This window comes from Streptomyces sp. NPDC037273 (assembly GCF_055603625.1).
Genome location: NZ_JBVJVO010000006.1, coordinates 21,834 through 47,663 on the forward strand (window position 1 = coordinate 21,834; position 25,830 = coordinate 47,663).

The 25,830-nt window shown below is 72.7% G+C and carries 23 protein-coding genes, 4 tRNA genes, 1 pseudogene and 1 riboswitch; of the genes and pseudogenes, 9 read left to right on the forward strand and 19 right to left on the reverse strand.

From position 1 onward, the window contains the following. Positions 1–7: 7 nt before the first annotated feature. The 8 genes from ACZ7G1_RS17545 to ACZ7G1_RS17580 all read right to left on the reverse strand — a co-directional run bounded on the left by ACZ7G1_RS17545 (position 8) and on the right by ACZ7G1_RS17580 (position 7,064). A complete protein-coding gene (locus ACZ7G1_RS17545) occupies positions 8–1,102 on the reverse strand; it encodes a M23 family metallopeptidase (protein WP_470878070.1) in 1,095 nt (364 codons plus the stop codon). A gap of 11 nt (positions 1,103–1,113) precedes the next feature. Further along, positions 1,114–1,278: riboswitch (cyclic di-AMP (ydaO/yuaA leader) on the reverse strand. Positions 1,279–1,479: 201 nt separating this feature from the next. Then, positions 1,480–2,691, reverse strand: coding sequence for a PP2C family protein-serine/threonine phosphatase (locus ACZ7G1_RS17550; protein ID WP_470878071.1), 1,212 nt, complete (start codon positions 2,689–2,691; stop codon positions 1,480–1,482). A 113-nt stretch (positions 2,692–2,804) separates the two neighbouring features. After that, the gene (locus tag ACZ7G1_RS17555) at positions 2,805–4,031 is read right to left on the reverse strand and encodes an MFS transporter (protein ID WP_470878072.1); all 1,227 of its coding nucleotides are present in this window, start codon (positions 4,029–4,031) and stop codon (positions 2,805–2,807) included. Then, on the reverse strand, positions 4,028–5,050 hold the full coding sequence (locus ACZ7G1_RS17560) for a PLP-dependent cysteine synthase family protein (RefSeq protein WP_470878073.1): 1,023 nt from the start codon (positions 5,048–5,050) through the stop codon (positions 4,028–4,030). Before ACZ7G1_RS17560 ends, ACZ7G1_RS17555 begins: the two co-directional genes overlap by 4 nt. A 62-nt stretch (positions 5,051–5,112) precedes the next feature. Beyond that, a complete protein-coding gene (locus tag ACZ7G1_RS17565) occupies positions 5,113–5,499 on the reverse strand; it encodes a hypothetical protein (RefSeq protein WP_470878074.1) in 387 nt (128 codons plus the stop codon). Between the two features lie 85 nt (positions 5,500–5,584). Beyond that, on the reverse strand, positions 5,585–6,325 hold the full coding sequence (locus tag ACZ7G1_RS17570) for a MerR family transcriptional regulator (RefSeq protein WP_470878075.1): 741 nt from the start codon (positions 6,323–6,325) through the stop codon (positions 5,585–5,587). Positions 6,326–6,432: 107 nt separating this feature from the next. Then, positions 6,433–6,506: transfer RNA gene (locus ACZ7G1_RS17575), tRNA-Met, on the reverse strand. A 63-nt stretch (positions 6,507–6,569) separates the two neighbouring features. Beyond that, complete coding sequence (locus tag ACZ7G1_RS17580) at positions 6,570–7,064, reverse strand: rhodanese-like domain-containing protein (protein WP_470878076.1); 495 nt, start codon at positions 7,062–7,064, stop codon at positions 6,570–6,572. A 185-nt stretch (positions 7,065–7,249) separates the two neighbouring features. Between ACZ7G1_RS17580 and sigJ the strand changes: the two genes are divergently transcribed. Both sigJ and ACZ7G1_RS17590 read left to right on the forward strand, forming a co-directional pair. Beyond that, positions 7,250–8,224, forward strand: a complete 975-nt coding sequence (gene sigJ / locus ACZ7G1_RS17585) for an RNA polymerase sigma factor SigJ (protein ID WP_470878077.1) — start codon at positions 7,250–7,252, stop codon at positions 8,222–8,224. 109 nt (positions 8,225–8,333) lie between these two features. Further along, positions 8,334–9,641 (forward strand): DUF1254 domain-containing protein, encoded by a 1,308-nt coding sequence (locus ACZ7G1_RS17590; RefSeq protein ID WP_470878078.1) that lies wholly within the window; start codon positions 8,334–8,336, stop codon positions 9,639–9,641. Positions 9,642–9,648: 7 nt separating this feature from the next. Here the strand turns inward: ACZ7G1_RS17590 and ACZ7G1_RS17595 are convergent, their stop codons facing one another. From ACZ7G1_RS17595 to ACZ7G1_RS17615, 5 genes are all read right to left on the reverse strand, one after another. Beyond that, positions 9,649–10,233, reverse strand: coding sequence for a phosphatase PAP2 family protein (locus ACZ7G1_RS17595; RefSeq protein WP_470878079.1), 585 nt, complete (start codon positions 10,231–10,233; stop codon positions 9,649–9,651). 25 nt (positions 10,234–10,258) lie between these two features. Next, the gene (locus ACZ7G1_RS17600) at positions 10,259–11,644 is read right to left on the reverse strand and encodes a diacylglycerol/lipid kinase family protein (protein ID WP_470878190.1); all 1,386 of its coding nucleotides are present in this window, start codon (positions 11,642–11,644) and stop codon (positions 10,259–10,261) included. Positions 11,645–12,316: 672 nt separating this feature from the next. After that, a complete protein-coding gene (locus ACZ7G1_RS17605; RefSeq protein ID WP_470878080.1) occupies positions 12,317–12,589 on the reverse strand; it encodes a hypothetical protein in 273 nt (90 codons plus the stop codon). Positions 12,590–12,686: 97 nt separating this feature from the next. After that, positions 12,687–12,896, reverse strand: coding sequence for a hypothetical protein (locus tag ACZ7G1_RS17610; RefSeq protein ID WP_470878081.1), 210 nt, complete (start codon positions 12,894–12,896; stop codon positions 12,687–12,689). A gap of 4 nt (positions 12,897–12,900) precedes the next feature. Next, positions 12,901–13,455, reverse strand: coding sequence for a DUF5994 family protein (locus ACZ7G1_RS17615; RefSeq protein ID WP_470878082.1), 555 nt, complete (start codon positions 13,453–13,455; stop codon positions 12,901–12,903). A 282-nt stretch (positions 13,456–13,737) separates the two neighbouring features. Between ACZ7G1_RS17615 and ACZ7G1_RS17620 the strand changes: the two genes are divergently transcribed. The 5 genes and pseudogenes from ACZ7G1_RS17620 to ACZ7G1_RS17640 all read left to right on the forward strand — a co-directional run bounded on the left by ACZ7G1_RS17620 (position 13,738) and on the right by ACZ7G1_RS17640 (position 15,763). Continuing rightward, positions 13,738–14,232, forward strand: coding sequence for a DUF5994 family protein (locus tag ACZ7G1_RS17620; protein WP_470878083.1), 495 nt, complete (start codon positions 13,738–13,740; stop codon positions 14,230–14,232). Further along, complete coding sequence (locus ACZ7G1_RS17625; protein WP_470878084.1) at positions 14,229–14,585, forward strand: PRC-barrel domain-containing protein; 357 nt, start codon at positions 14,229–14,231, stop codon at positions 14,583–14,585. Before ACZ7G1_RS17620 ends, ACZ7G1_RS17625 begins: the two co-directional genes overlap by 4 nt. A 30-nt stretch (positions 14,586–14,615) precedes the next feature. Continuing rightward, positions 14,616–14,786, forward strand: a complete 171-nt coding sequence (locus tag ACZ7G1_RS17630; RefSeq protein WP_398707782.1) for a hypothetical protein — start codon at positions 14,616–14,618, stop codon at positions 14,784–14,786. 183 nt (positions 14,787–14,969) lie between these two features. After that, positions 14,970–15,308 (forward strand): annotated as a pseudogene (locus tag ACZ7G1_RS17635) (site-specific integrase); the annotation flags it as partial. Between the two features lie 86 nt (positions 15,309–15,394). Continuing rightward, a complete protein-coding gene (locus ACZ7G1_RS17640) occupies positions 15,395–15,763 on the forward strand; it encodes a hypothetical protein (RefSeq protein ID WP_470878085.1) in 369 nt (122 codons plus the stop codon). Between the two features lie 144 nt (positions 15,764–15,907). Here the strand turns inward: ACZ7G1_RS17640 and ACZ7G1_RS17645 are convergent. The 6 genes from ACZ7G1_RS17645 to ACZ7G1_RS17670 form a co-directional block, all read right to left on the reverse strand. Further along, positions 15,908–15,980 (reverse strand) — tRNA-Lys (locus ACZ7G1_RS17645). 103 nt (positions 15,981–16,083) lie between these two features. Further along, on the reverse strand, positions 16,084–19,212 hold the full coding sequence (locus ACZ7G1_RS17650) for an FG-GAP-like repeat-containing protein (protein ID WP_471204186.1): 3,129 nt from the start codon (positions 19,210–19,212) through the stop codon (positions 16,084–16,086). A gap of 210 nt (positions 19,213–19,422) precedes the next feature. Then, on the reverse strand, positions 19,423–21,588 hold the full coding sequence (locus ACZ7G1_RS17655) for an FG-GAP repeat domain-containing protein (protein WP_470878087.1): 2,166 nt from the start codon (positions 21,586–21,588) through the stop codon (positions 19,423–19,425). A gap of 238 nt (positions 21,589–21,826) precedes the next feature. Next, positions 21,827–24,169 carry a DEAD/DEAH box helicase gene (locus tag ACZ7G1_RS17660; protein WP_470878088.1) on the reverse strand — a complete coding sequence of 781 codons (2,343 nt, stop codon included), beginning with the start codon at positions 24,167–24,169 and terminating at the stop codon, positions 21,827–21,829. A gap of 179 nt (positions 24,170–24,348) precedes the next feature. Next, a complete protein-coding gene (locus ACZ7G1_RS17665; RefSeq protein WP_470878089.1) occupies positions 24,349–25,020 on the reverse strand; it encodes a hypothetical protein in 672 nt (223 codons plus the stop codon). Between the two features lie 142 nt (positions 25,021–25,162). Continuing rightward, on the reverse strand, positions 25,163–25,513 hold the full coding sequence (locus tag ACZ7G1_RS17670; RefSeq protein ID WP_033208941.1) for a metallopeptidase family protein: 351 nt from the start codon (positions 25,511–25,513) through the stop codon (positions 25,163–25,165). A 127-nt stretch (positions 25,514–25,640) separates the two neighbouring features. On the opposite strand from ACZ7G1_RS17670, the gene ACZ7G1_RS17675 reads away from it, so the two are divergent. Together ACZ7G1_RS17675 and ACZ7G1_RS17680 are read left to right on the forward strand one after the other, a co-directional pair. Continuing rightward, positions 25,641–25,713 (forward strand) — tRNA-Glu (locus ACZ7G1_RS17675). Positions 25,714–25,752: 39 nt separating this feature from the next. After that, positions 25,753–25,826 (forward strand) — tRNA-Asp (locus tag ACZ7G1_RS17680). Positions 25,827–25,830: the final 4 nt, after the last annotated feature.

Here is a 25,830-nt window from a genome sequence, read left to right on the forward strand (position 1 = left end):
GACGGGGTCAGAGCGACAGGCCCTTGGAGCGGAGCCAGGCCGCCGGGTCGATGCCGTCGCCGCCGGAGGTGTGGACCTCCATGTGGAGGTGGGCGCCGGTGACGTTGCCGGTGGCGCCGACGCGGCCGATGGTCTCGCCGGTGCCGACGGTCTGGCCTGCGGAGACCGTCATGGAGGAGAGGTGGCAGTACCAGACCTCGGTGCCGTCGGCGAGCTCCAGGACGATCCGGTAGCCGTAGGAGCCGGACCAGCCCGCGGACTTGACGGTGGCGCCGTGGACGGCCTTGAGCGGGGTGCCGGTGGGCGCGGCGAAGTCGAGGCCGGTGTGGTAGCCGGAGGACCACATCGAGCCGGACTGCATGTAGGTGGCGGTGAGGCTGTACGAGGAGAGGGGCAGCGAGTAGCTCGCGGCGAGCTTGGCGAGGCGCTCGGCCTCCGCCTTGGCCGCGGCTTCCGCTTCCGCCTTGGCCTTCGCTTCGGCCTCGGCCTTCGCCTTGGCGTCGGCGGCCGCCTTCTCCGCCGCCGCTTCCTTGGCCTTGGCCTCGGCGGCGGCCTTCTCGGCGGCGAGCTTCTCCGCGGCGGCCTTCTCGGCGGCGTCGGCGGAGGCCTGCTGCGACTCGGCCTGCTGGAGGATGCGGGCGCGCAGGGCCTCGCCCGCGTCGGCGGCGCCGGACGCGGTCCTGGTGGCGCTGTCGGCCTGCTCGTCGGCGCCGGTGGTGTAGGTGGCGGCGGTGAGCGGGTTGGGGTTGGCGCGGGCCGCGCTGACGGGCGCGCTGTCCTCGCCGGGGAGGAGGTCGCCGACGCCGGGGAGGTCGTGGGGGTCCGGGAGGTCCAGGTCGGGGAGCGATATCGCGACCGGGGGCTTCTCCTGCGCGGTGGCGAGGCCGCCCGCGCCGACGGCGGCGATCACGCCGACGCCGAGGACGGTGGAGGAACGGGCGAAGTTGGAGCGCTGCTTGACGACCCGGTGGCGGCCGCCGGAGCGGCTCTGCGCGCGGAGGGAGTCCTCGGTGGGATTCCACTCGGTGTCCGGGGCGGCGGGACCCGCACCACCACCGAAGGCATCGAAGGGGGCTTCGGGTGCGGGAGTGTTGGACGCCACGGAGGCGCGCTCCTTTCCTTCCTTCTCGCCTACCGGGTTAGCTGACGGGTTCGGAGCAGGAAGGTCTCCTACGGGCTCGACCGCACGGGTGCGTGGTCCGCACGGGTGCGAAGGGGCCCGATTCACCCCAAGTGGTGGTTCCCCGGTTCCTTTTCAGGATTCGGCGCGTGCGCACGGTGCCGCCTCTTGCGACGGGTGTGACGACCGCGCTGCGTTATCGAACGTTAATAGACAGGGGGTCCCGATTCCAAGCCGTTCCGCTTGATCGTTCATTGAATTGGGAGGTAATCGCCCGAGTTGACCCCCGTTCAGAACGGGATAAGGGAAACCTCGCGATCTGACGTTATGTCAATTGTTATCGCAGTGACACCCCTCGACTACACCTGGTGACCGGACCCGCCGGGCGGCACCACCGGCATCGTCCTGCGCCGCTCCGGCTGCCCCGCCGCCGGCCTGCTCACCGCGAGCAGCGCCATGTCGTCCGTCGACCCGCCGCCGGTGTGGAGCCGTACGTCGTCCACGAGCGCGTCGAGGAGTTCCTCGGGTCCCGGGAAGATCCGGCCGGCCAGTCGCTCGGCCGGATCGTAGAAGACGCCTTCGGCGTTCCGCGCCTCCGAGAGGCCGTCGGTGTAGAAGAGCAGGGTCGCGCCCGGCGGATAGGGCCGCGCCTCGGCCCGGTCAGGCCAGGCCGCGAGATCCCCCATGCCGAGCGGCAGCGCGGGCTCGGCCGGGTCCAGCAGGTCCAGGTGCCCGTCCGCGTACAGCAGCAGCGGCGGCGGGTGCCCGCGGTTCACCACCCGTACGAAACCGCTGAAGGTGCCGCTGCCGTCGGCGCGCGGAAGCTCGGCGAGGACGGCGGTGGTGAACCCCTCGAAGGCGTCGAGCCCGTGCCGCCGGGTGCCCTCCCTGGCCAGCGCCCGTTCGAGGCGCTCGGCCACGCCCTCCAGGGTCCGTTCCTGTTCGGCCGCCTCGCGGAAGGCCCCGATGACGACGGCAACGGCCTCCACCGCGTCCATCCCCTTGCCCCGTACGTCCCCGACGACGAGCCGCACCCCGTGCGGGGTGTCCTGGACGGCGAACAGGTCGCCGCCGATGAACGCGTCCGCCTGCGCCGCCTCGTACCGCGCCGCGCACTGGAGCCCGCCGATCCGCTCGGCGGGCATCGGGAGGACCGCCTTCTGCGCGGTCTCCGCGATGACCCGCGCCGAGGCGAGCCGTTCGCCGCTGCGGCGCACCACCCGGTTGATGAGGAGGGCGAGCGCGGAGACCGTGAGGACGGTCAGGGTCTCGGTGAGCGCCGGGATCTCGTCGGCGGTGCCGTTGTAGACGTGCAGCCCGATGGAGGCGAGGACGGCGGCGATCCCGGTGAGCAGGGTGGTGAGCGTCGAGAAGAAGGGCGCGGCGATCAGCGGGGCGGCGGAGAAGAGCGGCGCCGCCGTGTACGCGGGCGGGGTCGACACGTCGAAGAAGACCCCGCCCACGATGACCAGCGGGGGCAGCGCGCGGATGAACCGCCGCGCGCCGCCGTACGCCGGACGGCCCTCGTCACGCCGCCGCCCGCCGCCCGCCACTCCTTGGGGGTGCCCCACCTGTGCTCTCCTGCCCGGTCCGACCGGCCGCGGTCCGCACCGCGCCCTCCCAGCGTGGCCGCCGCCGCACCGGCGGGCGACTCCCACGGGGCCGAGTGGCGTAGCCCGGAAGGTCAGGCGCTTCCTGGGGGGCTCTCCTCCGCCAGCCGTCCGCCCCTGGACAGCAGGGCCATCGCCGCCGCGCAGACCAGACCGACGGCGCACAGGGCGAGCCAGGGTGCCGCCGACCAGCCGGTGACGTCGAGCAGCGCGCCCGTCCCGAGGTTCCCGAGGGTGATGCCGATCCCGCACACGGTGTTGTAGAGCCCGTAGTGGGTGGCGACCCAGCGGCCCCGGGAGAGGGCGACGACGGTGTCCATCTCGTAGGGGTAGAGCACCGCGTTCGCGACGGCGAGGACCGCCGCGCAGAGCAACAGCCCGGCCGCGCCCCGGCCCAGCGCCGCCGGTGCCAGGAACGCGCCGCCCATGAGGGCGAGCCCGAGGACGAGGCAGCGCTCCCGGGTGAGGCGCCGCCGGCACCAGGCCGTGATCCGCAGCTGCCCGGCGAGCGCCACGAGCGCGGAGACGACGAACAGCGCCGTGGTGAGCGCCGTGCCGTCGGCCGCGAGCGGCAGCGCCAGGTAGACCTGGAAGGACAGGACGTACGAGCCGGTCATGGCGAGCGAGAAGAACCAGAAGGTCCGGTGGGACAGCACCGTGCGGAACTGCCCCCGCTCCCCCGCCCCCTTCGGCTCGCGCACGGCCCGTACGGGAAGGTGCCGGAGCTGTACGAGGGTCAGGCCGGCGAACAGGACCGCCGCGACCAGGCACGTCAGCCGGAACGACACCCCGGTCAGGGCCACCCCGACGAGCGGCCCGAGCAGGATGCCCGCCTGGTAGTACACGTTGAAGAGCGCGAAGGCCTCGACCCGCCGCTCCTCCCCCGCCTCGGCCGCGAGGCAGGCCCGTACGGCGGGGTTGAACAGCGCCCCCGCGAGCCCGGTCGCCAGCGAGGCGGCGATCAGCATCGGCAGCGACTGGGCGAAGGCGAGCGCCCCGAAGCCCACCGTCCGCAGCGCGCAGCCGGCCACGATGAGCGGCTTGAAGCCGAGCCGGTCGGCGAGCGCCCCGCCGACGAGGAACATGCCCTGCTGGGACAGGTTCCTGGCGCCGAGGACGAGCCCGACCGCCCAGGCCGCCATGCCGAGCCCGTCCGCGAGGTGCGCGGCCAGGTACGGCATCAGCATGTAGAAGCCGAGGTTGATGGTGAGCTGGTTGAGGAAGAGGAGCCGTACGGCGGGCTCGAAGGTACGGCTCTGCCGCCAGACGCCGCCCTTGGCGGGCGCGGTCGCCGTCGTCACCGGGCACGCTCCAGGACCCGGCGGGTCCAGCCGCTGACCGTGTCGGCGGAGACGTACGCGGCGGGGTCCTCCCGTACGGGACCGTCGAGCAGCCCGTGCGCCGCGCAGAACTCGTCGTTGAAGACGGTGTCGAAGTACCGCTGCGGCCCGTCAGGGAAGACGGCCGCGATCCGGGTGCCGCGCGGCCGCGTGCGGGCCAGCCAGCCGGCGACCAGGGCGACCGCGCCCACGCTCCAGCCGCCGGTCGCGAAGTGGCGCGAGGCCAGCCGCCGGGCCGTCCGGACCGCCTCCGCCGGGCCCACCCAGTGCACCTCGTCGAAGGCCCCGTGGTCGACGTTCCCCGGATGGATGGAGGAGCCGAGGCCGCGCATCAGCCGCTCCCCGGCCGGCAGGCCGAAGACGGTGGAGTTCACCGAGTCCACGCCCACCAGTTCCAGGGCGGGGCTGCCGGTCGCGCGCAGCGCCCGGGAGATGCCGGCCGAGTGGCCGCCGGTGCCGACCGCGCAGACGAGGACGTCGATCCGGTCGAGCTGCGCGGACAGTTCGGCGGCGAGCCCCGCATAGGCGGCGGGGTTGTCGGGGTTCCCGTACTGGTCGGGCCACCAGGCCCCGTCGAGGCTCAGCAGCAGTTCGGCGACCCGGTCCATCCGGGCCTGCTGCCAGCCGCCCCGCGGGCTCGGCTCGGTCACCACGTGCACCCGGGCGCCGTGGGCGACGAGCATCCGCTCGACGATCGGTTCGAGGCCCGGGTCGGTGACGACGTGCACGGGGTGGCCGTGGAGGACGCCCGCGAGGGCGAGGCCGAGGCCGAGGGTCCCGGAGGTCGACTCGACGATCGGGGCGCCGGGCCGCAGTGCACCCCGGCGGCGGGCCTGCTCGACCATGTAGAGGGCGGCGCGGTCCTTGATGCCGCCGAAGTTGAAGCCTTCGAGCTTGGCCCAGTAGCCGTCGTCCGTCCACAGGACGGGGGTGTTGCCGACGGTCTGCCCCTCGACGGGCAGCATCAGTGGTGCGGTCATGGTGTACGTCCTTGGAGTGGGTACGCGAAAGGGAACCTGGTCACGCGAGTGCGGGACCCGGTTCAGTTCCGGTCCACCCCGAGGGCGATGAGCAGCCGGCCCGGCCGGGGGCCTGGGCCCGCCCGGTCCCGGACGCAGAGCGCGCGCGGGTCGGTGCGGAGGTCCGCTTCGTACGGCAGGACCGCGGCGGCGCCGGCGTCGGGCGCGGCGGGCTGGGAGGCCGCGGCCTGCGCGGGGAGATGGGCGTCGAAGGTCCAGGCGTCCCCCGACCGCTCGCAGCCGTGCGGAAGCGCGGGGGCGGAGAGGGTGGCGGTGCCCGGGGTGGGCAGCTGGTGGCCCTGGGAGCCGTGGCAGACGCTGACGAGCAGGGCGAGGAGCGCGAGCAGCACGAGCACGGCGGGCGCCCGCCGGCTCACTTCGCTCACATCGCGCGCACGCTCGTCACTCATGGTGCGCGTGAGACTACGGTGGGGTGCGGGGCCCCGGCAAAGAGGCGGGCACGCTTTTGGCCACCGTTTACTTCCGACAGTCCCGTCAGAGGTGCCGCTCCGCGTAGACCTCCATCGCGTCCCGGACGAGGATCGCGGTGCCCTCGCCGTGCCGGTCGTAGTGGGCGGTGAAGCGCGGGTCGTCGACGTACATCCGGCCGAGCCCGATCACGTACTCCTTGGTGGGGGCCGTGGTGGCGGACAGCCAGGTGACCTGGCGCCGGGTGATGGCCTGCACCTCGTCGCTGCCGGCGGCCAGTCCGTCGCGCGCGGCCTGTCCGAAGTCACGGGCGATGGCGGCCTGTTCGTCCAGGAAGGCCTTCTTCTGCCCGGCGTCGAGCGAGCGCCACCAGCGGTCGCCCCGCTGATAGGCCTCGCCGCCCCAGCGTTCGGTGACCTCCTGCTCGTACGCCGTGTGGTCGAAGCCGTCGAACACTTCCTCGGCCATGAGTTCTTCTCCCTTCTCGGTCTTGTGGAGGGTGGTCCGCACCGACGCGATCTGGCGTCCGATGCGCTCGCGTTCCTGTTCCAGGAGGGCGAGGTGGGTGCGCAGGGCGGCGGAGGTGTCCCGCTGGCCCGCGAGGACCTCGGCGATGGCGGGCAGCGAGAGCCCCAGCTCGCGCAGCAGCAGGATGCGCTGGAGCCGTACCAGCGCCGCCTGGTCGTAGTACCGGTAACCGTTCGCGCCGATCCGGCTCGGTTCCAGCAGTCCGCGCTCCCCGTAGTGGCGGAGGGTGCGGCTGGTGGTGCCGGCCTTCTTGGCGACCTCTTGGATCGACCACTCCATGACTAGAACGCTAGATCTTGACGTTGCGTAAAGGTCAAGCGGAACGGGTGGCGACACGACGAAGGCCCGGATCCAGTGACTGGATCCGGGCCTTCGCTGCTACTGAGTAGCGGGGACAGGATTTGAACCTGCGACCTCTGGGTTATGAGCCCAGCGAGCTACCGAGCTGCTCCACCCCGCGTCGGTAAACACGACTGTACGCCATGGGTGGGGCGATCACGAAATCCGTTTCCGTCCTACCCGCTCAGCAGCCGCAGTCGTCGGAGTCGACCGGCGCCGTCAGCGGGTCCGCGGCCTTCTCCGCGGGGCCCTCCCAGGTCTCGTACGCGAAGCCCTCGCGCACCCAGTACTCGAAGCCGCCGAGCATCTCCTTGACCTGGTAGCCCAGCTCGGCGAGGGCCAGCGCGGCGCGCGTGGCGCCGTTGCAGCCGGGGCCCCAGCAGTAGGTGACGACGGGGACGGACTTGTCGAGCAGCTGCCCGGCCTGCTCGGGGATGAGCGCGGTCGGCAGGTGGATCGCGCCGGGGACGTGCCCCTGGTCCCAGGAGGCCGTCGAGCGCGAGTCGATGACGACGAAGCCCGGGTCGGTGCCGTCGGCGGCCGCGGTGGCCAGCGCGGAGGCCACGTCGGAGACGTCGGCGTGGAAGGCGAGGCTCGCCGAGAAGTAGGCGGCCGCGGCGGCGGGGGAGGCCGGCGGGGTGCGGAGAACCGGGTTGACCTGCGTCGTTGTCGTCGTCATGGTGATCAATCTACGGAGAACGATCTTCGAGCTGAAGGGGTGATTCACGGCGCTCACCGGCATCCGCCGGGGAATCCCCGGCGTTCGCCACCAGGCGGCGGGGATCTCACGTGCCGGGACGACACACCCCACCCGGAGCCCCTCGGCTCGTGTCACATAGGCAGGGTTTCATCCGTCATGAAGGCATGACGGACCACGAAGGGGGAGATCGACGAGTGGACGCCGAGAAGGAACGTGCCGCCGGTGAGTTCGCGGCCGCAGGGGCCGACACGGAACTCCTGGCCCGGCGCTTCGAGGCCGACCGGAATCATCTGCGGGCCGTGGCCTACCGGATGCTGGGCTCGCTCAGCGAGGCCGAGGACGCCGTCCAGGAGACCTGGATCAAGCTGAGCCGCGCGGACGTCAGCGCGGTGGAGAACCTCAGCGGCTGGCTGACCACCGTCGTCGGCCGCGTCTGCCTGGACATGCTGCGCTCGCGCGGCTCGCGCCGCGAGGACCCGCTGGAGTACTACGTCCCCGACCCGGTGGTCCGGGCCGCCGACACCACCGACCCGGAGCACGCCGCCGAACTCACCGAGTCGGTCGGCCTCGCGCTCCTCGTCGTCCTGGAGACGCTCTCGCCGGCCGAGCGGATCGCGTTCGTCCTGCACGACATGTTCGCCGTCTCCTTCGACGAGATCGCGGAGATCGTGGACCGCACCCCGGCCGCGACCCGCCAGCTCGCCAGCCGCGCCCGCCGCCGGGTGCAGGACGCCACCCCGTCCCAGGGCCCGGACGCCCGGCGCCAGCGGGAGATCGCCGACGCCTTCCTCGCCGCCGCGAACGGCGGCGACTTCGAGGGCCTCCTCGCCGTCCTCGACCCGGACGTCGTGCTCCGCGCGGACGGCGGACGCATCCTCGCGGCCCACTCGAAGGAGGTCAGGGGCGCCGAGGCCGTCATCTCGCAGGCCCTCCTGTACTCCAAGTTCAAGGCGGCCTCGCTGCCCGTCGTGGTCAACGGCGCGCCCGCCTTCGTCTCGGTCGTCGACGGACGCCCCTCCTCGCTCCTGGCGTTCACTATCTCCGCGGACGACCGGATCGTCGCCCTCCAGGTCCTCGCCGACCCGGAGCGGCTGGCCGCGCTCGGCCTCACCGAGGAGGAGCTGGCCCGCGCCGCGTAGGAAGCGCCCCCGGGCCGGTCCGCGCGCTCGGGCCGGTCCACGTGCGGGAGGGTGCCATTCGTGCGAATTTGTACGGGTTGGTTCCCTCCCGCTCGTAAAGGTGGCCACCGTGCAGCTGACGCCCGAGGAGGCCCGCCGGACGGCGGCCGAAGCCTGGATCTGGGGCTATCCGATCCTGGACAACTACCGCACGATGTACCCGCAGGCGATCGACTCCGACGACCCGCGGTACGTGGGCGGGTTCGGCCGCTTCCGCCACTACTCGGAGCCGTTCACCCCGGCCAACACCGACGTCGTGACCCCGAACAACGACACCCCGTACTCCGTGGCCTGGCTCGACCTGCGCGCCGAGCCCTTCGTCGTCTCCGTCCCGGCCCTCGACCGCTACTACGTGCTGCCGTTCCACGACCTCGACACCGCGTTCGTCGGATACGTCGGAGCCCGCACCACCGGCCAGGACGCGGGCGACTACCTCGTCGCGGGCCCCGGCTGGAACGGCCCCGTCCCCGACGGCATCGCCGGCGTCCTGCGCGCCGACACCTTCCTCGTCGGCGTCATCGGCCGCACCTACCTGGCCGGCCCCGACGACGTGCCCGCTCTGCGCGCCATCCAGGAGAGGTACGAGCTTCGCCCCCTCTCCGCGTACACGGACACGGCCGCCCCGCACCCCGCCGACGAACCGGTCTGGCCGGTCTGGCGCGAGGAGGACTTCGGGAGCATCGAGTTCTTCACCCTGCTCGACTTCCTGCTCCGGTTCTTCCCCGTCCTGGACCAGGACCGCGACCTGCGCGGCCGCCTCGCCGCCCTCGGGGCCTCCGGCACCGGCGAGTTCGAACCCGCCGCGCTCGCCCCGGAGCTCCGGAAGGCCGTCGAGCAGGGCATCGCCGACGGCCGCGCCCGCCTGCGGGAGGCCGTCGAGGTCACCGCGGTCTCCACCGGCCTCTTCGGCACCCGGGCCGAGCTCGGCGACAACCACCTCGGCCGCGCCCTCGCGGCGGACGTCGGCCTCTACGGACTCCCCGCCGCCGAGGCCTGGTACCACGGCTGGCTCGCGGACGACCGCGGCGACCAGCCCCCGAGCGGCGACCGCGACCACGTCGTCCACTTCCCCGCCGGCCACCTGCCCCCGGCCCGCTTCTTCTGGTCGGTCACCCTGTACGGCCTCCCGGAGCGGCTGCTCGTCGCCAACGAGATCGACCGGTACTCGATCGGCGACCGCACCCCGGGGCTCGTGTACGACGACGACGGCGGCCTCACCCTGTACGTCCGCAAGGACCGCCCGGCCGACCCCAAGCAGGCCGCCAACTGGCTGCCCGCACCCGCCGGCCCCTTCAGCCTCGTCGCCCGCCTCTACGGCCCCGACCCCTCCGTCCTCGACGGCACCTGGCGGCTCCCGCCGCTCACCGTCCAGGACTGACCGGCCCTCACTTCCCCCTGGCTGCCGACCAGGACGCCTCGGCCGCCAGGGCGACGGCCGCGCTCACCACACCCAGGACCGCGCCCGCGGCGACATCGCCCGGGTAGTGCACGCCGGTGTGCACCCGCGAGTACCCCACCGCGCCCGCCAGCACCCCGAGGGGCGCCGCCGCGACCGGCAGCACCACACCGACGGCCGTGGCGAAGGCGACCGCCGACGCGGTGTGCCCGGACGGGAACGAGGCCGAGTCCGGCATCGGCACGTGCCTGCCCACCTCCACCCTGGCCGCCTCCCGGTCCGGGCGCGCCCGGCGGACCAGCCGCTTGCCGAGCAGGTTCGCCGAGGCCGAGGCCACCGCGATCGCCCCGACCCCGGCCAGCGCCGCCCGGCGCGGCCGGCCCGGCACGAGGGCGAGCGCCGCCGCCACCCCGAACGAGATCTTCGAATGGTCGGCCGTCCTGGACAGCCGGCGCAGCTTCGCGTCGAGCGTGGGCGTGGGCGTCGCGGCCACCGCGGCGTACACGGCACCGTCGACCGCTCGGAGGTCGCTGAGGACGCCCCGGAGGGGGCCGGTCCTGGTCGTCGTGGTCATGTGCTGTTCCTTCGGGTGGTGCCGGTCAGGATTCGAGGGCGAGCGCGGTGATCCGTCTCCAGTCCAACGGCGGTTGCGGCGGTACGGTGCCCGGCCTGTTGCGCGGCACCAGGACCCGCAGGGCGCCGGGGCGGAGCGTGCAGACGACCGGGGTGGGCAGGGTGAGCGCCTCGCCGTCGACGGCGACGGAGATGGTGCCGTCGAGGTATCCGCGATGGCCGTTGACGTGCGCGCTCCGGCCGGCGCCGGCCGCGGTGCCGTAGCCGTAACCGCCCACGGGCTTCCCGATGGTCCCCACGACCTCGACCCTACGGGCCGTCAGGACCCGCAGGCCCGTCGCCTGGGTACCCCGTACGGCGAGCTCCGCCGCCTGCGCCGCGCCCTCCACGCGGACGCCGATCACCCCGAGTTCGCCGCCGTCGAGGCGCGGACGGTGGGCGCCGGCGGCGCCGAACGGGTCGGGCGCCGCATAGGGGTTGTTGCTGACGAGGAGCGCCTGCTGGGAGGGAAGCCGGACGGTGTCGGCGACCGCGTCGAGACGGTCGCCCCCGCCGCCCTGCAGCAGGTCGGGCAGCACCTCGATCGCGGTGCCCGCCTTGTCGTCGCGGTACTCGGGGTGCTGGACGACGTCCGCGTACACCCCGAAGGACACCGTGTTGACGAAGGGCCGCCCGGCGACCGAGCCCAGGTCGACGCGGAGCTCCTCGCCGTCGGTCAGCGCGTCCAGGCAGGTCGCCGGATCGGTGCGGTCGAGGCCCAGGTCCATCGCGAAGTGGTTGCGCGTGCCGGCCGAGATGACCAGGAACGGCAGGTCGTGCTCGGCGGCCACCGCCGCGACCAGCGCCTGCGTGCCGTCGCCGCCCGCCACCCCGAGCAGGTCCGCGCCGTCCGCGACCGCCTGCCGGGCGAGCGCGGTGACGTCGGTCCCGGCCGACAGGTCCAGCAGATGCACCCGGGCGCCCAGCCGCTCGGCACGCTCGACCAGCCGGAAGCGGCCGACCTTCCCGCCCCCGGACTTCGGGTTCATGATCAGGACCGGCCGTTGGGGGCGCCGCGCGGGCTCACCCCTCATCAGTTCGGCCCGCGGCCGCTCCGGAAGCCGCAGCGCCGCCCGCGCGCACCCCAGGGCCGTACCCCAGAGCGCCAGCGCCACCAGCGCGTTCCCCCACACACCGCCGGCGACGTACAGCCACAGGACCGCGACCGGCGCGCCCACCGCGAGCACCGCCCCCGCCGCCCGCAGCGGCCCCCGGTGCGCCAGGAACCACCAGATCCCCACGGCCGCCGCCGCCAGCCCCACGAGCCCGCTCAGCAGGATCAGCAGCCCGCCGCCCAGCGCCGTCAGCAGCGCCACGACCGCCGCCCCCGCGGCCAGCAGCGCGCACCGGGCCAACACCCGGGCCTCCCCCATCGGATCCCCCGATCCGTCCCACGTCGCCGACACCGGCCCCACCTCCACGCTCCGCGCCCCGCGCGCTCCACGTTCCAGACTCGTCCACGCTGCCTCACCCCGCGCCCCGGAAGGACCCGTTCGCAGCAAGAAGATCTTCACCCGGAAACCTCTCCGTGAACCTCCGCCCGGGAACGACGAAACGCCCCGCCTGCGAGAACCGGTCGGGGCGCTCCGGGCGGCCCGAGGGTCTCCCCTCGCCCGCCTCACGTAGGCCGTGTGGGACTCGAACCCACAACCAATGGAATAAAAGTCCTGGCTGGGGCCTGCTGAGTGATGCCGGAGAGTGCCGCTCCGTCCGGTGTGCCCTGGTCTGACGGGGTGAACGGTGCCGCGCGATCCGGCCGGAAGCGGGCCGTGCCGGAACATCCGCTCACGCACGGACGGCACTGGGCGCCCGCCGCTACCTTGCTGCTGTCGAGGGCATGGTCAGGTCCTCACGGGTGCCGGAGGTTTCCATGACTAGCGCCCGCGCGGGCCTCTTGGCGGTGGTCGTCACAACGGCCTCAGCGCATTCACTCCGCCGAGGCCGCCCTTCCGGATCGTCACACGTGAGCGTGCTCGATCCACCCTCAATTCTACGACTACGGGCCGGACGGGGCAGAGGGAGAGCGGGCCGTCGGGCGGTCCGGCTCAGCCGCGTTCTTCCTCTTCGGCCTCCATGCGGCGGATTCCCTGGTGGGTGAGGGAGACCATCGCGGGGGTGTTGCCCGGTTCCCAGTCGACGCTGACCAGGTCCTCGCCGGCGAGGTAGGTGCAGGCGGCGGCCAGGTCCTCTTCCGGGATGCGCAGGTCGTTCCGCAGTTTCCGCCCCGGGACTCCGAGGAGCCGGTTGCCTTCGGTGGCTTCGTAGAGGGCGGTCAGGACCCGTTCGCGGTAGACCTGTCGCTCGCGGAGTGTCGCCATGACCGGGGTCCTTTCATGCGAGAGGCCGGCGGGTGGGTTCTCCCGGGTGTCGGGTACCCCACCCGCCGCCTTCGGTCGGAGGAATGGTCAGGGGTGCTCACGGCCAGGTGCCCGTGCGCCTTCGGTGGGCGACTTGCTCCGTCGGTGTGCGGTGGTGGTGGCCGGGCGGCCGGCGGACGGCCGGGAAGGGGTCGCCGAAGTGGTGGGCGGCGATGCGTGCGTCGTGCTGGGCGTTGAGCCGGTGGATCAGGCGGCTGCCGAGCGCGATCAGCAGGGCGATCGCGGCGATCGTGATCAGGGTTTCCATGGGGTCACCTCCGCGGGTTCCCCGGTACGGGGATCATCCGCGCGCCGATGAGCGGGTGCCGGAGCGGCGGCGAGGCGGATCCGCCGTCGGTCTCCCAGGCGTCCTCGCTGCTGCGGGCGTCGCGCATGCGGCGGCCGGTCGCGGCCTCGTCGGACATCAGGACACCGGCGGCCAGGACGCTGCCGGGGACGGCGGCGGCGGTCATCAGACGGGCGGCTGCGGCGGGTTCCGTCTCGGGCGGGATCACCAGCAGGTCGACGCGGCCGACGGTGTAGGAGAGCAGGATCATCTTGTCGGGATCCTGTTCGGTGAACCAGCCGACGTGCACGGTGTGCCCGGTGACAGGAACCTTGTGCGGGACGACGGGCCAGCGGGTGGGGTTCACCGTGACGCGGGTGATGCGTCCGTAGGACTCCTCCAGCGCGTCGACCAGGGGCGGAAGCTCCGTGGCGAGGTCACGCGAGCGAGGCCACCAGGCGCCGTCCAGGAGACCGGCGAGTGTGGTCTTCGGCGTCAGCGAAAGGCGCGCCGAATGCGAGGGTGCGAGGGAGGTGGTCATGATCGCGGACCCGTCTCCGGGCCGCCCTGCAGGGCGGCCCAGTGTCTTGATCGCCGGAAACGACGTCCGCGTGGGAGCGGGTGTTCGAGTTACTCCCGGTATCTTCAGCGTACTCCGCGCTGTGTTCGGACGAGTGGGTTCTCACCAGGCGGTTTCCGACCGGGAACAGCGCCCGGCCGATGCTCGCGGGCGTGACCACAGGTACGCGGAGTACCGTGAGACCACGGCGGTATCTCGCCGGCCATGAGGTGTCGGCGGCCCCGCGCAGCTAGGCGGACCATCATGGCCGAATCCGAAAGCCCCTCTCCTCCGAAGCTCCTTCCGGACGAGATCCACCGAGCGGTGAAGCCCGGCACGGCCCTGCTCCGGCTGCGGACGACGCACTCCCGCGAAGGCGTTCTCGACGGCGCGTGGTGGCCCCGTTCCCGGGACGTCGAGACCGAGCTGCCCGCCCTGATCCAGGCGGTCACCGCGCACCTGGGCCCCGTCACGCGGGTCGGCCTGGACACGGACGCCTGGGAGAAGGTCCCGACCCGTGTGGTCGTCGACGACCGGGTCGTGCGCCTCGACTCCTTTCCCGTCGGTGACGACACCGTCCTCATCACCCGTGGCGACAACGACCACTTCGCCCTGTTGGTGGTCCCGCCGCACGCCACGGCGGATGCGGCCCGCGCGGCGATGGCCCGTGCGATCGCCGCAGATAACGTCACCCAGGCCGCCGAAATCCTTCTCGCCACGCTTCCCGAACAGGGGACCGATCGCAAGGAGTCGGCATGATCCAGATGGCGGACATCCGTGAGTGGCGAACCCACGACGTCGTGGACACGCGGGGCCACAGGATCGGAGATCTGGAGGCGATCTACGTCGACACCAGTACCGATCAGCCGTTCATGGCCACGGTCCGGGTCGGCCTGCCCACCCGCCACCATCTGGTGTTCGTGCCCCTGGACGGTGCGACGGCGGGGCCGGGCTATGTGAAGGTCGCCCATGACAAGGCTCTGGTGAAGCGGTGCCCTTCGATCGGCACCGACGACGTCCTTCCCGCCGAAGACGAGGAAGCGGTCTTCCGGCACTACGACCTCCCCTACGAGCCCGGGGCGAACGGTGAACGGCAGCTGGCCCGCCGCTGAGCCCCCCGACCGACCGAGGAGGTGGCCCTCGTGTCGCTCTTCCTCGCCCTGATCATCGTGGCGATCGTGCTGGGCATCATCGGCGCCGTCGCCGACGGACTGCTCTTCCTTCTGTTCATCGGCATCGTGCTGCTCGTGGCAGACCTCATCTACATCGCCATGCGCGTGCGCCGCTCCGCCCATCGCCGTCCGGTCCGGTGACCCCGACGCACCGGGCGAACGGGTCTGAACTGCGACGAAGCCGCAGGTCGCTGACCTGGGGCTGAAGCACCCTCAAGCCGCCTTGGCGACGCCCTGAAGCCCATGACACCGACGGTTCCACCCCTGGGCCGTAGGGCGCGGTAGGCGAATGCCTCCTGGCGGAAGGCGTTGCGGACGTCCGTCGGCTGGGACCGGTACGAGTCCGAGCCGAAGACCGACGGCAGCGCGGGCACGATCGCGCTCGACAGCGTGAACATCGAGGTCCTGCGTGCTCAGAAGGCCCTTCAGGCGAAGGAGCGGAGGAAGGCCGGCGCCGCCTGGCAGGACACGGGCAAGGTCTTCACCAAGGAGGACGGCTCCTGGCTCCACCCGGAGACGGTCTCGGAGACCCTCCGCCACTCCACGATCACCCTGACCTCGGACACCTACACGAGCCTCCTCCCCGAGGTCGACCGCGCGGTGGCCGAGGCGGCCGCAGCACTCATTCCCCGGCGGCGCCAAGAGCCGCCCGCGGCAGGGTAGATCGGACTCCTCTAGCGCCCCATCACCTCACCGAGATCTCCCGGGTCCGGACTCAGAAGCGCCTGCGAGCGGACATCGCCACCTGGATGGAGAACCCCTCGAAGGGGCCCGGAGGGTCCTTCCGCGAAGGTGAACACCCCTCCGACCCCACCATGGTCTGGGCGATCCTCATGGCCTGGCTCGTGGGGGCACGGGAGCAGATCACCGAGGACCAGGCCCGGGACACCGTCCACTGGGTGTCGGACAGCCTGGGAATCCAGCATGACGACCTGCTCCAGGTCTCGGGGCTCATCGGTCACCCGGACGGATCCGACATGACCCTGAGCCAGGCAGTGGAGCACTACGGAGGCCCGATGCCCTTCGTCCTCTCCATGGTGCTGCTTTCCGGCGGTCTGGTCGCCACCGTCGGCGACGGGGACCCGGACTGGCTCAAGCAGTTCGACCTGACGTCCTGAACACATTCGGCCTGTGCCCCGAAATACCGGCCCGCTCACGCATCGCTCACGCACGGGCCCACGAACGACGGAGCGCCCCACCCGGTCACAACCAGGTGGGGCGCTCCCCGGCAGGTCAGAGGGTTTCCCCTCCCCCACCACGTGTAGGCCGTGTGGGACTCGAACCCACAACCAATGGATTAAAAGTCCACTGCTCTGCCAATTGAGCTAACGGCCCGTGGACAAGCACACCCGTGCAGCATAGCCCGAGAGATCCCCGGAACCGATCGGGTATCCGACACCGGCCGCGCCGTGGGGCGCGGCCGGGTCGGGTCCGGGGGTCAGAACAGGGACTTGTAGGTGTTCCAGCCGCCGGTGCCGATGAGCATGCGGGGACCGTAGGAGCCGGTGCAGGTGCCGTCGTAGGAGTAGAGGCGGCCGGAGGTGTCCCGGGCGGCGAGGTCGGCGCAGCCGTCGCCGGAGATGTCGCCGGTGCCGACCACGGAGGTGTAGCCGCCCCAGCCGGTGCCGATCTTGACGCGGGCGGTGAACCCGCCGGTCGTGGTGGCGTAGTAACGCCAGATCGCGCCGGAGGAGTCGATGCCGAGGAGGTCGCCGCGGCCGTCGCGGTTCAGGTCGCCGGCGCCGACGACCTTCTTGTACAGCTTCCAGTTGGTGGCGACCCTGACCCGGCCCTTCATGCGGTGGTCGGCCGTACCGGCGTAGACGTAGACGTCGCCGGTCGACGCCTGGCGGGCGATCAGATCGGTGAAGCCGTCGCCGTTCACGTCGCCGGGCGAGGTCAGGATGTCGTACTGGCCCCAGCCCGAACCCAGTGCCGTGTACGGCGAGGAGGCCATGACGACCTTCCCGCAGCCCGGCCGGTAGGCCCGCAGCTGGTCGCCGACGCGGGCGAGGACGTCGGCGCAGCCGTCGGCGTTCACGTCGCCGAAGGGCACCAGGACGGAGCCGGCGGGGAACTTCGTACCCGAGCCGACGGCACGCGCCGAGAGGCCGCCGTACCCGTCGCCGCGGTACATCGACACCAGACCGGTCGAGTCGACCGCGAGCAGCTCGCCCTGCTTGTCGTTGCCGGCCAGGTCACGCCAGGCGGGCACGCCGCCGGAGACGGTGATCATGCCGCCGACGACCAGGTCCTCGCCCTGCCCGTCGGCCGTGCCGGCCCGCAGGTCCCACAGGTAGGGGCCGTTCGGCGCGACCTTGCCGGCCGAGGTCCTGCCGTCCCAGGCGACGTCGACCCGGCCGCGGGTCTCGTTGCCGCCGTAGCTGCGGATCAGGGCGCCGGAGAACCGGTCGCGGATCGACAGCTGCCAGAAGGAGGCCGGCTTGGACAGCGTCCAGGACGCCTTCCAGCCGCTCTTCGACAGCGCGCTCGTCGGCGTGCTCGACGAGGAGGCCTTGAGGTCCGAGGCCGGTACGCCGGTCCACACGACGTGGACGCGGTGCGCGGAGTCCTGGTAGGCGACCGCGCCGCCGAAGCGGTCCACGGTCCAGGCCTCGCGGCGGGCGCCGTTCACCGTCGTGGCGTCGACGAGGATGCGGGGCGAGGCCGCCGTGCCCGTGTGGAAGTCGGTGATCCGCAGGTACGAGCCGGAGTTCTGCTCCATCAGATAGCCGTCGCCGAGCAGCGCGCCGCCCGACACCCCCGGCTTCAGGGCGATCTTCCGGTTGGTCCGCAGGTCGACGACGCCCTGCTTGGCGAACTGGGAGCAGGCCCAGTACAGCCAGGGACCCGCCGTCTGGAGCTCGGTCACGGCGCAGTCGGCGCCGGTGGCGACCTTGGCGAGCTCCTTGCCGGTGGCCAGGTCGGTACGGGCGACCTCGCCCGTCGTGGCCGTACCGGCGAACAGCGTGTCGCCCCACAGGGCGGCCGCCGTCTGCTTCCTGGTCAGCACGGTCCGGCCGGCGTCCAGGTCGACCACCGACATGTCCTCGCCGGGCAGGATCTGCCCGGGCGCGTTGACGCGGCCCGCCTGGAAGACGGCCCACCGGCCGGACGCGTCGGCGATCCGGGCCTGGTCCTTGTTGGTCGGGACCCGCACCTCCTGTCCTGAGGACCGGCGGGCGACGACGTCGAGGGACGAGAAGGAGTCCGCGCGCGCCAGCATGACCGTACGGCCGTCGCCGCTGTCGAACAGCGGGGCGGAACCCTCCTGCTGGCCCGGCGCCGGACCGGCCCACACCGGCTTGGGGTCGCCGGTGTGCAGCGGGCCCACCGGCAGCGTCCAGCCGTACAGGCCACGGCCCTTGGCGGTGTCCTCCTCCAGCGTCGTCAGCCGGCCCGCACCGAGGGCGAGCGACTCGACGCGGGCCGGCAGCGTCCCCAGCCGGCTCAGCTTCTCCAGGACCGGCGTGCCGCTCTTGTCCGGCACCGCCTTGAGGAGCGCCCAGTCGTCGGCGGACGTACCGCCGACGACGGCCACGCCGCTCCCGTCGGAGATCTGCGTCAGCTCGTCCTCGGCCATGTCCAGGAGCGGCTTGGTCCGGCCGTCCGGGTGCAGCGCGACCAGCGGCCGCCGCAGCGCGGCGTCCGAACCCGTCGCGTCCCCGACGGCCAGGATCCACTCCCCGACAAGACCGATGCGGTCGGTGCCCAGGCCCTCGGGCAGCACCCTCGTCTGCTCGGCCCCGTTCAGGTCGGCCCGCTGCCGCACGTGCACCGTGCGGTCCCGGTCCACCCACGCGATCTTGTCCGGCGACACCGCCACCGGCGCCACCGGCACGCTCCCGGTCGGCGTCGCCGCCACGACGGTCATCTGCCCCGTCTTCAGGTCGACGACCCCGAGGTCCGTGAAGTCGTACGGCTGCGCGGCACCGGTCCGGCCGAACCGGATCACCGCGACGGAGCCGTCACCGGCCGCCAGCCGCGCGTGGTGCAGGTCCGCGTCCGCCGGCCACCCGGTCACCGCCACCGGCGCCGCCGCCGCGTCCGCCGCGCTCCGCAGGTAGAACCCGGTCGTCGCCGACAGGTCCTCCGCCGACACGTACTGCTGGAACAGCAGCGTCTCGCCCAGCAGCCCCCGGTATCCCGCGTCCCGCGGCATGTCGAGCACCCGCTCGGTGCCGGTCGTCAGATCGCGCAGGTAGTGACTGCCGATCCCCCGCTGCACGTACGCGTAGCGCCCGCCGGTGCCGGACTCGGCGAAGAACTGGTACCCCTTGCCGTACCCCAGCCGCACGCTCTTCGCCGGGTCGCCGAAGGCCGTCCACTCCAGCTCCCCGCCGGCGCCCTCCGTCTCGTGCACGTATCCCGCCGGTCCGACCGCCGTGACGGTCTCCTGCCGCGGCACCCCCCGCGAGTTCGGCGCGACATCCAGCTGGTCGATCCCCACCACCGGCGACGCGTGCGCCACCACCATCGGCGACAGCACCACCCCCGACGCCAGCAGCGCGGTCGACAGAACGGCGATACGCGCGCGGGGCCGCCGCGCGCGTGCGAAACGAGACAAAGAGAGGTCCCTCCCCGGGGCAACCTGAAAGTTCCTGGAACCGGCGAAGCGTCCCCGGGCCCCCTGCCCGGCACTTCCCACCCGATTCGACCACGTGAGCGTATCCCGCCCACCCCCGCATACGGCCCAGGGCCCGCCCCGGCACCGAAGTGCGGGGCGGGCCCTCCCGGCCGCCGCCCCGGACACGAGGTCAGGACGGCGGCCGGACCGTCACGACAGCGTCTTGTACGTCTGCCAGCCCGTGCCGGCCTTGACCCGGCCGGCGAAGCCACCCGCGCCGTTTCCGGCGTACCGCCACAGCGCGCCGGTCGTGTCGCGGGCCACGAGATCGGCGCGGCCGTCGCCGGTGATGTCGCCGACGCCGACCACCGCGTTGTAGGACTGCCAGCCGACGCCGAGCTGCACCCGGCCGCCGAGGGTGCCCTTGCCCGTCCCGTAGTACCGCCACAGGACGCCGTTCTTGTCCCGGGCCAGCACGTCTCCCGCCTTGTCGCCGTTCAGATCGCCCACACCCACGACCGCGTTGTAGGACTGCCAGCCGTACCCGGCCCTCACCCGCGGCTTGAACCCACCCGCGCCGTTGTCGGCGTACAGCCACAGCTCACCGGCCGGGGTCCGCCCGAGGAGATCCGCCCGGCCGTCGCCCGTCAGGTCGCCGGGCGAGGACAGCACGTCGTACGCCTGCCACCCCCAACCGAGCGAGGCCTTCGGCCCGTTCGGCGCGAACGCCGTGCCGCAACCCCCGTTGTGCCGGGTCAGGGCCCCCGCGGAGTTCCGTACGAGGATGTCGTTGCACCCGTCGCCCGACAGGTCACCGAACGGGACGACCGTCGAGGTCGCCGGCCAGCCGGTCGCCGAGGCACCCGTGCCCAGACCACCGGTGCCGGTGCCCGTGCGCACGGTCAGCGTCCCGCCCGACGTGAGGGTGAGCAGGTCGCCCTTCCCGTCACCGCTGACATCACGCCACTTGGGCAGCGGCTTCGGCGGAACGGGAGCCGTGGTCGCGGCGCGCAGCTGGAAGACGGAACCGGCGGTCTGGCCCCAGACGGCGACGGGACGGTTGTCCGCGCCGACCGTCACCTCGCCGAAGGCGTAGCCGTCCGGGTTGGTGCTCAGAGGCTTCGGGGCCGCGGACCAGACGCCGTTCACGCGAGAGGACGTCATGAGCTTGCGGGAGTCCCCGCCCTGCGTCCATACGGCGTGCGCGCTGCCGTCGGGACCGACCGCGAGGTCGAACTGGTCGTCCGGCACATAGCCCGTCGACAGCACCTTCACCGGCGCCCAGCTGCTCGTCGCCGCGGACCAGGTGGTGGTCTGGGCGCTGTACCCGGAGCCCTCGACGTACGCGACGCCCAGCAGCGTCACGTCACCCTCGGGCCCGACGGCGACCTGGCGCCACGTACCGGTCCTGAACCCGTTGGCCGGCCCGCTGTTCCCCCACCGGTCACCACCGGCCGGGCGCCGGGCGAAGACCTGGAAGGGTTCGGCGGCGGACCCGTCTCCCCAGTCCGAGAAGACCAGCGAGACGCTGCCGTCCCGGCCGACCGCGAGGGAGGGGGTGGTGGCGCGCGAGGCCGGGTTCGACACGGTGACCGGCGTGCTCCAGGCGGTGGCGTCGGCAGCCAGGTCGGCCACCTTCACCTCGGCCTTGACGGCGCCGCTCTGCGCGAAGGCCAGGGTGGCCGTGCCCTGCTCGGAGACCGCGAGCTCCAGCGACTCGGCCAGCTCCAGGTCAGCCAGTTCCTCGCTCACCCGGACCGGATCCGACCAGGCCTGGCCCGGCCCCGTACGGACCGCCGTGTAGACGGCACTCGTCCGTCCCGACCACTTCGACCACACCGCCACCAGGCGACCGGACGGAGAACCGGCCACCTGGGCACGCGGCACCGGGAGCTCGGGCAGCGCGGACCACGTGGTGGCGCCCGCTTCGAGCGCGGCCGACTTGAACACGTCGCCCGCCGACCACTCCGCGAGAACCGCACCGTCGGCGGAGACGACCAGCCGGGCATCCTGCGGATAGCCGACGGTCGTGGCCAGCAGTTGTGGCGCTCCCCAGACCGTGCTGCCGGCCGGCCGCGTCCTCGCCGTGAGTTCGTACGGGGTCTCGGCGCCGTTCCCCCGATAGGTGAGGGCGACGACCGCGCCGTTCTTGGCCGTCTTCAGATCGAGCACACCCTCCGACGCCGTGCCGTCCGACAGCGGGACGGACGCCGCCCACGGGTCGAGGGCCACGGGGGCGGCGGCGGCAGGCGCGGCGGTTACGGCGAAGGCGGCCGGGGCGGCGGTCCCCGCCACCCCGAGGCCGACGACGGGTATGAGCGCGGTGCCGAGTACACGGCGAAGCGTGGCCCTCCGGGGCCGTACGTGTCGATTCACGTCGTCTCCATGCATGCGAGTGGGCGCCCGAAGGGGACGCGGCACCTCGTGCCGCGGTCGGCGACGCGATCGCGTGCCCCGCTGAGACGAACCCCCCGTGCAAGTGCGGGGAGCGTAACAGCGGCGGCGCGGATCGCGGCCGGATTTTCTTCCCGGGCCGGCTCCACAGGTCGCCGGAAACGCGGAAGGGCCCGTACGACGGTGTCGTACGGCCCCTTCTCTGTCAGGTCAATCGACCTCAGCCGTTGCGCTTCCAGCGGGGCTTGTCGTCGCGGCGGCCGAAGGAGCCGCCGGTGGAGCCGGTGCCGCGGTGGTCGTCACGACGGCCGAAGGGACGGTCGCCGCCGCCGGAGCGGAAGCCGCCGGAGGGGCGGTCGTCACGACGGTCGCGGTTGAACGGACGGTCGCTGCCACGGTGGCCGCCGGAGGGGCGGTCGTCGCGGCGCTCGAACGGGCGGCCGCCACGGTCGTCACGGTTGAAGCCACCCGACGGGCGGTCGTCACGGCGGAAGCCACCGGACGGACGGTCGTCGCGACGGAAGCCGCCACGGTCGCCACCACGGTCATCGCGGTTGAAGCCACCCGAGGGACGGTCGTCACGGCGGAAGCCGCCACGGTCGCCACCACGGTCGTCACGGTTGAAGCCACCCGAGGGACGGTCGTCACGGCGGAAGCCGCCACGGTCGCCACCACGGTCGTCACGGTTGAAGCCACCGGACGGACGGTCGTCGCGACGGAAGCCACCGGACGGACGGTCGTCGCGACGGAAGCCACCACGGTCGCCACCACGGTCGTCACGGTTGAAGCCACCGGACGGACGGTCGTCACGGCGGAAGCCACCCGACGGGCGGTCGTCGCGACGGAAGCCACCGGAGGGGCGGTCGTCGCGGCGGAAGCCGCCACGGTCGCCACCGCGGTCGCGGCGCTCGTAGTTGCCGCGCTCGTCACGGGCGGGGCGCTCCTCGCGGCGCTGCTCCTCGATGCGAGCCTGACGCTCGGCCTCGACGGCGGCGGCCGCGACCTCGGCCTCGGCGGCCTCGGTCACCTCGGCGACAGCGGCCTCCGGGTCCTCGCCACGCTCACGGGCGGCGCGGGCCACCAGGCGGTCGGCCTCCTCGCGGAGCTCGACGGCACGGCGCTGGAGGCGCTCCAGCTGCTTGGTGAGGTCGACGACCTCGCGCTCGGCCTGCTTGGCGGAGTTGTTCGCGGAGTCGGCCTGGACCTCGGTCAGCGAACGGGCGCCGGTGATCTCGGCGACCTCCGGGTCGAAGGCGCCGGCGCCGCCGACGATGTGGCGCGTGGCGTCGACGCCCGCGTCCTCCATCAGGCGGAAGATCTGGCGGCGCTGGTGCGGCAGGGCCAGGGAGACCACGACACCGGAGCGGCCGGCACGGGCGGTGCGGCCCGAGCGGTGCAGGTAGTCCTTGTGGTCGCCGGCCGGGTCCACGTTGAGGACCAGGTCGATGCCGTCGACGTGGATGCCTCGGGCGGCGACGTCGGTCGCGACGAGCGCGTTGACGTAGCCGTCCTTGAAGTCGGCCAGGGTGCGCGTACGGGCGCCCTGGGTCATGCCGCCGTGCAGCGCGTCGGCCTTCACACCGGACTCGCGGAGCTGCTCGGCGATGCGGTCGGCGCCCAGCTGGGTGCGGACGAAGATGATCGTGCGGCCCTTGCGGGCGGCGATCGCGGCGGTGACCGGGGCCTTGTCCTTCGGCTTCACGACGAGGACGTGGTGGGTCATGGTCGTGACGGCGCCGGCGGACGGGTCGACCTCGTGCGTGATCGGGTCCACCAGGTAGCGCTTGACCAGGCTGTCGATCTCGTTCTCCAGGGTGGCGGAGAAGAGGAGGCGCTGGCCGCCGACCGGAACCTGGTCGAGCAGCTCGGTGACCTCGGGCAGGAAGCCCAGGTCGGCCATCTGGTCGGCCTCGTCGAGGACGGCGATCTGGACGTTCTCGAGGGAGCAGGCGCCGCGGTTGATGATGTCGCGCAGACGGCCGGGGGTGGCGACGAGGATGTCGACGCCGCGCTCCAGGGCGTAGATCTGGTTGCCCATGGACGTACCGCCGCAGACGACCTTCATCTTGAGGCCGAGCACGTCGCCGTAGGGCTGGAGGGCGTCCGCGACCTGCATCGCGAGCTCACGGGTCGGGGTGAGGATGACGCCGCGGGGCTTCTTCTTGTCGGTGTGACCGCCGGCCAGGGTGGCGAGCAGCGGGAGACCGAAGGAGAGGGTCTTGCCGGAGCCGGTGCGGCCACGGCCGAGGATGTCCTTGCCGGCCAGGGCGTCCGGGATGGTCGCGGCCTGGATCGGGAAGGGGGTGGTGACGCCGTTCTGGGCGAGCTTGCGCACGACGCCCTCGGGCAGACCGAGGTCGCCGAAGGTGATGGTGGGCTCGTCGGACTCGGCGGACTCCTCGGACTCCTCGTCGAAGGCGTCGGAGTCGGAGAGGGAGTCGGCGTCGATGACCTCGTCGACGAGGGTGTCGGCCTCGGTGGCGGCGAGCTCGGTGGCCTCTACGGCCTCGACGATCTCGTCGTTCTCGGGCAGGACGGCGTGGTCAGAACTGAAAATGGACATGCGAAATGCGAAACCTTCCGGAGTCTCGGCACGCGCCCGTCAACTCCGTGATTTCGCAAATCGACCGCCTCAATGCGGTCCAGCCACGGCTAGGGAGAGTACGCGCCACGCGGCGCTCTTCTGTGTCGGCGCCGGGCAATGGGATCAAACGATCTACCACCATACGCACCCTCCCCCACCTATGGCAAATCGGACTCCGTCACACCGGTCCGACCTGCGGCGAGCTCCGAGGGCGCTCCCGGCCCGTCCGCCGCCCGCATCGCGCCCAGCTGGGTGTCGGGGCCCGAGGGCGGCGGATCGGTGGGATTCGAGGTCGGTTCCGGCGTGGGTTCGGGCGTCGGGACCGTCGGCTCGGGGGTCGGCTCCGGGCTCGGCGGGGTCGGCTCGGGCGTCGGGGTGGACCCGCCGCCGGAGCCGCCCGCTCCGCCGTTCCCGCCGCCGCCGTTGTCCCCGCTCCCGCCGCCGCTCGCGCCGCCCGGACCCTGGTGGCCGCCGGTCGGCTGCGGCTTCGACGGGCCGCCGGAGCCGCCCGGACCCTCGACCGGGAGGACCACGCCCGTGGAGGGCTTCGCCGAGCCCGAGGGCGATCCGCTCGGCACCGGGGATTCCGTACCGGCTCCGGCCGCCTCGGGGCCGCTTTTGCCGGGCCGGCCGTTCCAGGTGCCGCCGCCGCTGCCGGAGCCTCCGGCGGCGCCGCCGGACTCGGCCGCCACGCCCTGCTTCCCCCCGGACGCGCCGGGCGCCGGCTTGGCGCCTTCGTCACCGACACTCATACAGCCGCTGAGACCGGCACAGGCCGCGACGGCCAGCGCGGTGGCGGCCCATCTCACCGGGGTGGGCAATTGGCGCACGAGGGCACCTCCAGGACACAACAGGCAGGAACGAAACGCGTCACCCTGCCCAACTCCCTTGACACCACAAGGGACACGCCCGGATACGACCCGGCCGCCACCCGACTGCCGCCCCGGCCACCGCCCGGCCGACCGGGCCGGCTCAGCCGTAGCCGAGCGCGTGCAGCCGCTCGTCGTCGATGCCGAAGTGGTGGGCGATCTCGTGCACCACGGTGATCTCGGTCTCCGCGACCACGTCCTCGCGCGACTCGCACATCCGCAGCGTCGGCCCCCGGTAGATCGTGATCCGGTCCGGCAGGACGCCGGCGTACCACTCACCGCGCTCGGTCAGCGGTGTCCCCTCGTAGAGCCCGAGCAGCTCGGGGTCGTCCGGGGCGGGCTCGTCCTCCACGAACACGGCGACGTTGTCCATCAGCCGTGTCAGCTCCGGCGGAATCCGGTCCAGGGCCTCGGCGACAAGCTCCTCGAACTCCTCGCGCGTCATCTCCAGCACCCGCCCATTCTCCCCCGCCCGGGGCCGCCTCCCACGTGCCGGGGGAAACCGTTTTGGCGATAGCGGCCGACATCCCATATGCTTCAGACGTCCCCGACGCGCTGAGAAGCGCGCAGGTGGGCCCTTAGCCCTCATCGTCTAGTGGCCCAGGACGCCGCCCTTTCAAGGCGGTAGCACGGGTTCGAATCCCGTTGGGGGTACGCATTACCGTGTGCGAGACTAGTGCTCGCACATAGCCAGGACCTGTGGAGCAGTTGGTTAGCTCGCCACCCTGTCAAGGTGGAGGTCGCGGGTTCAAGTCCCGTCAGGTTCGCTGA

Coding starts and splice junctions, on each gene's coding strand:
- ACZ7G1_RS17595 (WP_470878079.1), bottom strand. CDS start 10,233: ATGACCACGACGACCAGGACCGGCCCCCTCCGGGGCGTCCTCAGCGAC.
- ACZ7G1_RS17565 (WP_470878074.1), bottom strand. CDS start 5,499: ATGAGTGACGAGCGTGCGCGCGATGTGAGCGAAGTGAGCCGGCGGGCG.
- ACZ7G1_RS17615 (WP_470878082.1), bottom strand. CDS start 13,455: ATGACCACCTCCCTCGCACCCTCGCATTCGGCGCGCCTTTCGCTGACG.
- ACZ7G1_RS17640 (WP_470878085.1), top strand. CDS start 15,395: ATGGAGAACCCCTCGAAGGGGCCCGGAGGGTCCTTCCGCGAAGGTGAA.
- ACZ7G1_RS17600 (WP_470878190.1), bottom strand. CDS start 11,644: ATGGGGGAGGCCCGGGTGTTGGCCCGGTGCGCGCTGCTGGCCGCGGGG.
- ACZ7G1_RS17560 (WP_470878073.1), bottom strand. CDS start 5,050: ATGACCGCACCACTGATGCTGCCCGTCGAGGGGCAGACCGTCGGCAAC.
- ACZ7G1_RS17610 (WP_470878081.1), bottom strand. CDS start 12,896: ATGGAAACCCTGATCACGATCGCCGCGATCGCCCTGCTGATCGCGCTC.
- ACZ7G1_RS17620 (WP_470878083.1), top strand. CDS start 13,738: ATGGCCGAATCCGAAAGCCCCTCTCCTCCGAAGCTCCTTCCGGACGAG.
- ACZ7G1_RS17660 (WP_470878088.1), bottom strand. CDS start 24,169: ATGTCCATTTTCAGTTCTGACCACGCCGTCCTGCCCGAGAACGACGAG.
- ACZ7G1_RS17605 (WP_470878080.1), bottom strand. CDS start 12,589: ATGGCGACACTCCGCGAGCGACAGGTCTACCGCGAACGGGTCCTGACC.
- ACZ7G1_RS17580 (WP_470878076.1), bottom strand. CDS start 7,064: ATGACGACGACAACGACGCAGGTCAACCCGGTTCTCCGCACCCCGCCG.
- ACZ7G1_RS17570 (WP_470878075.1), bottom strand. CDS start 6,325: ATGGAGTGGTCGATCCAAGAGGTCGCCAAGAAGGCCGGCACCACCAGC.
- ACZ7G1_RS17625 (WP_470878084.1), top strand. CDS start 14,229: ATGATCCAGATGGCGGACATCCGTGAGTGGCGAACCCACGACGTCGTG.
- sigJ (WP_470878077.1), top strand. CDS start 7,250: ATGACGGACCACGAAGGGGGAGATCGACGAGTGGACGCCGAGAAGGAA.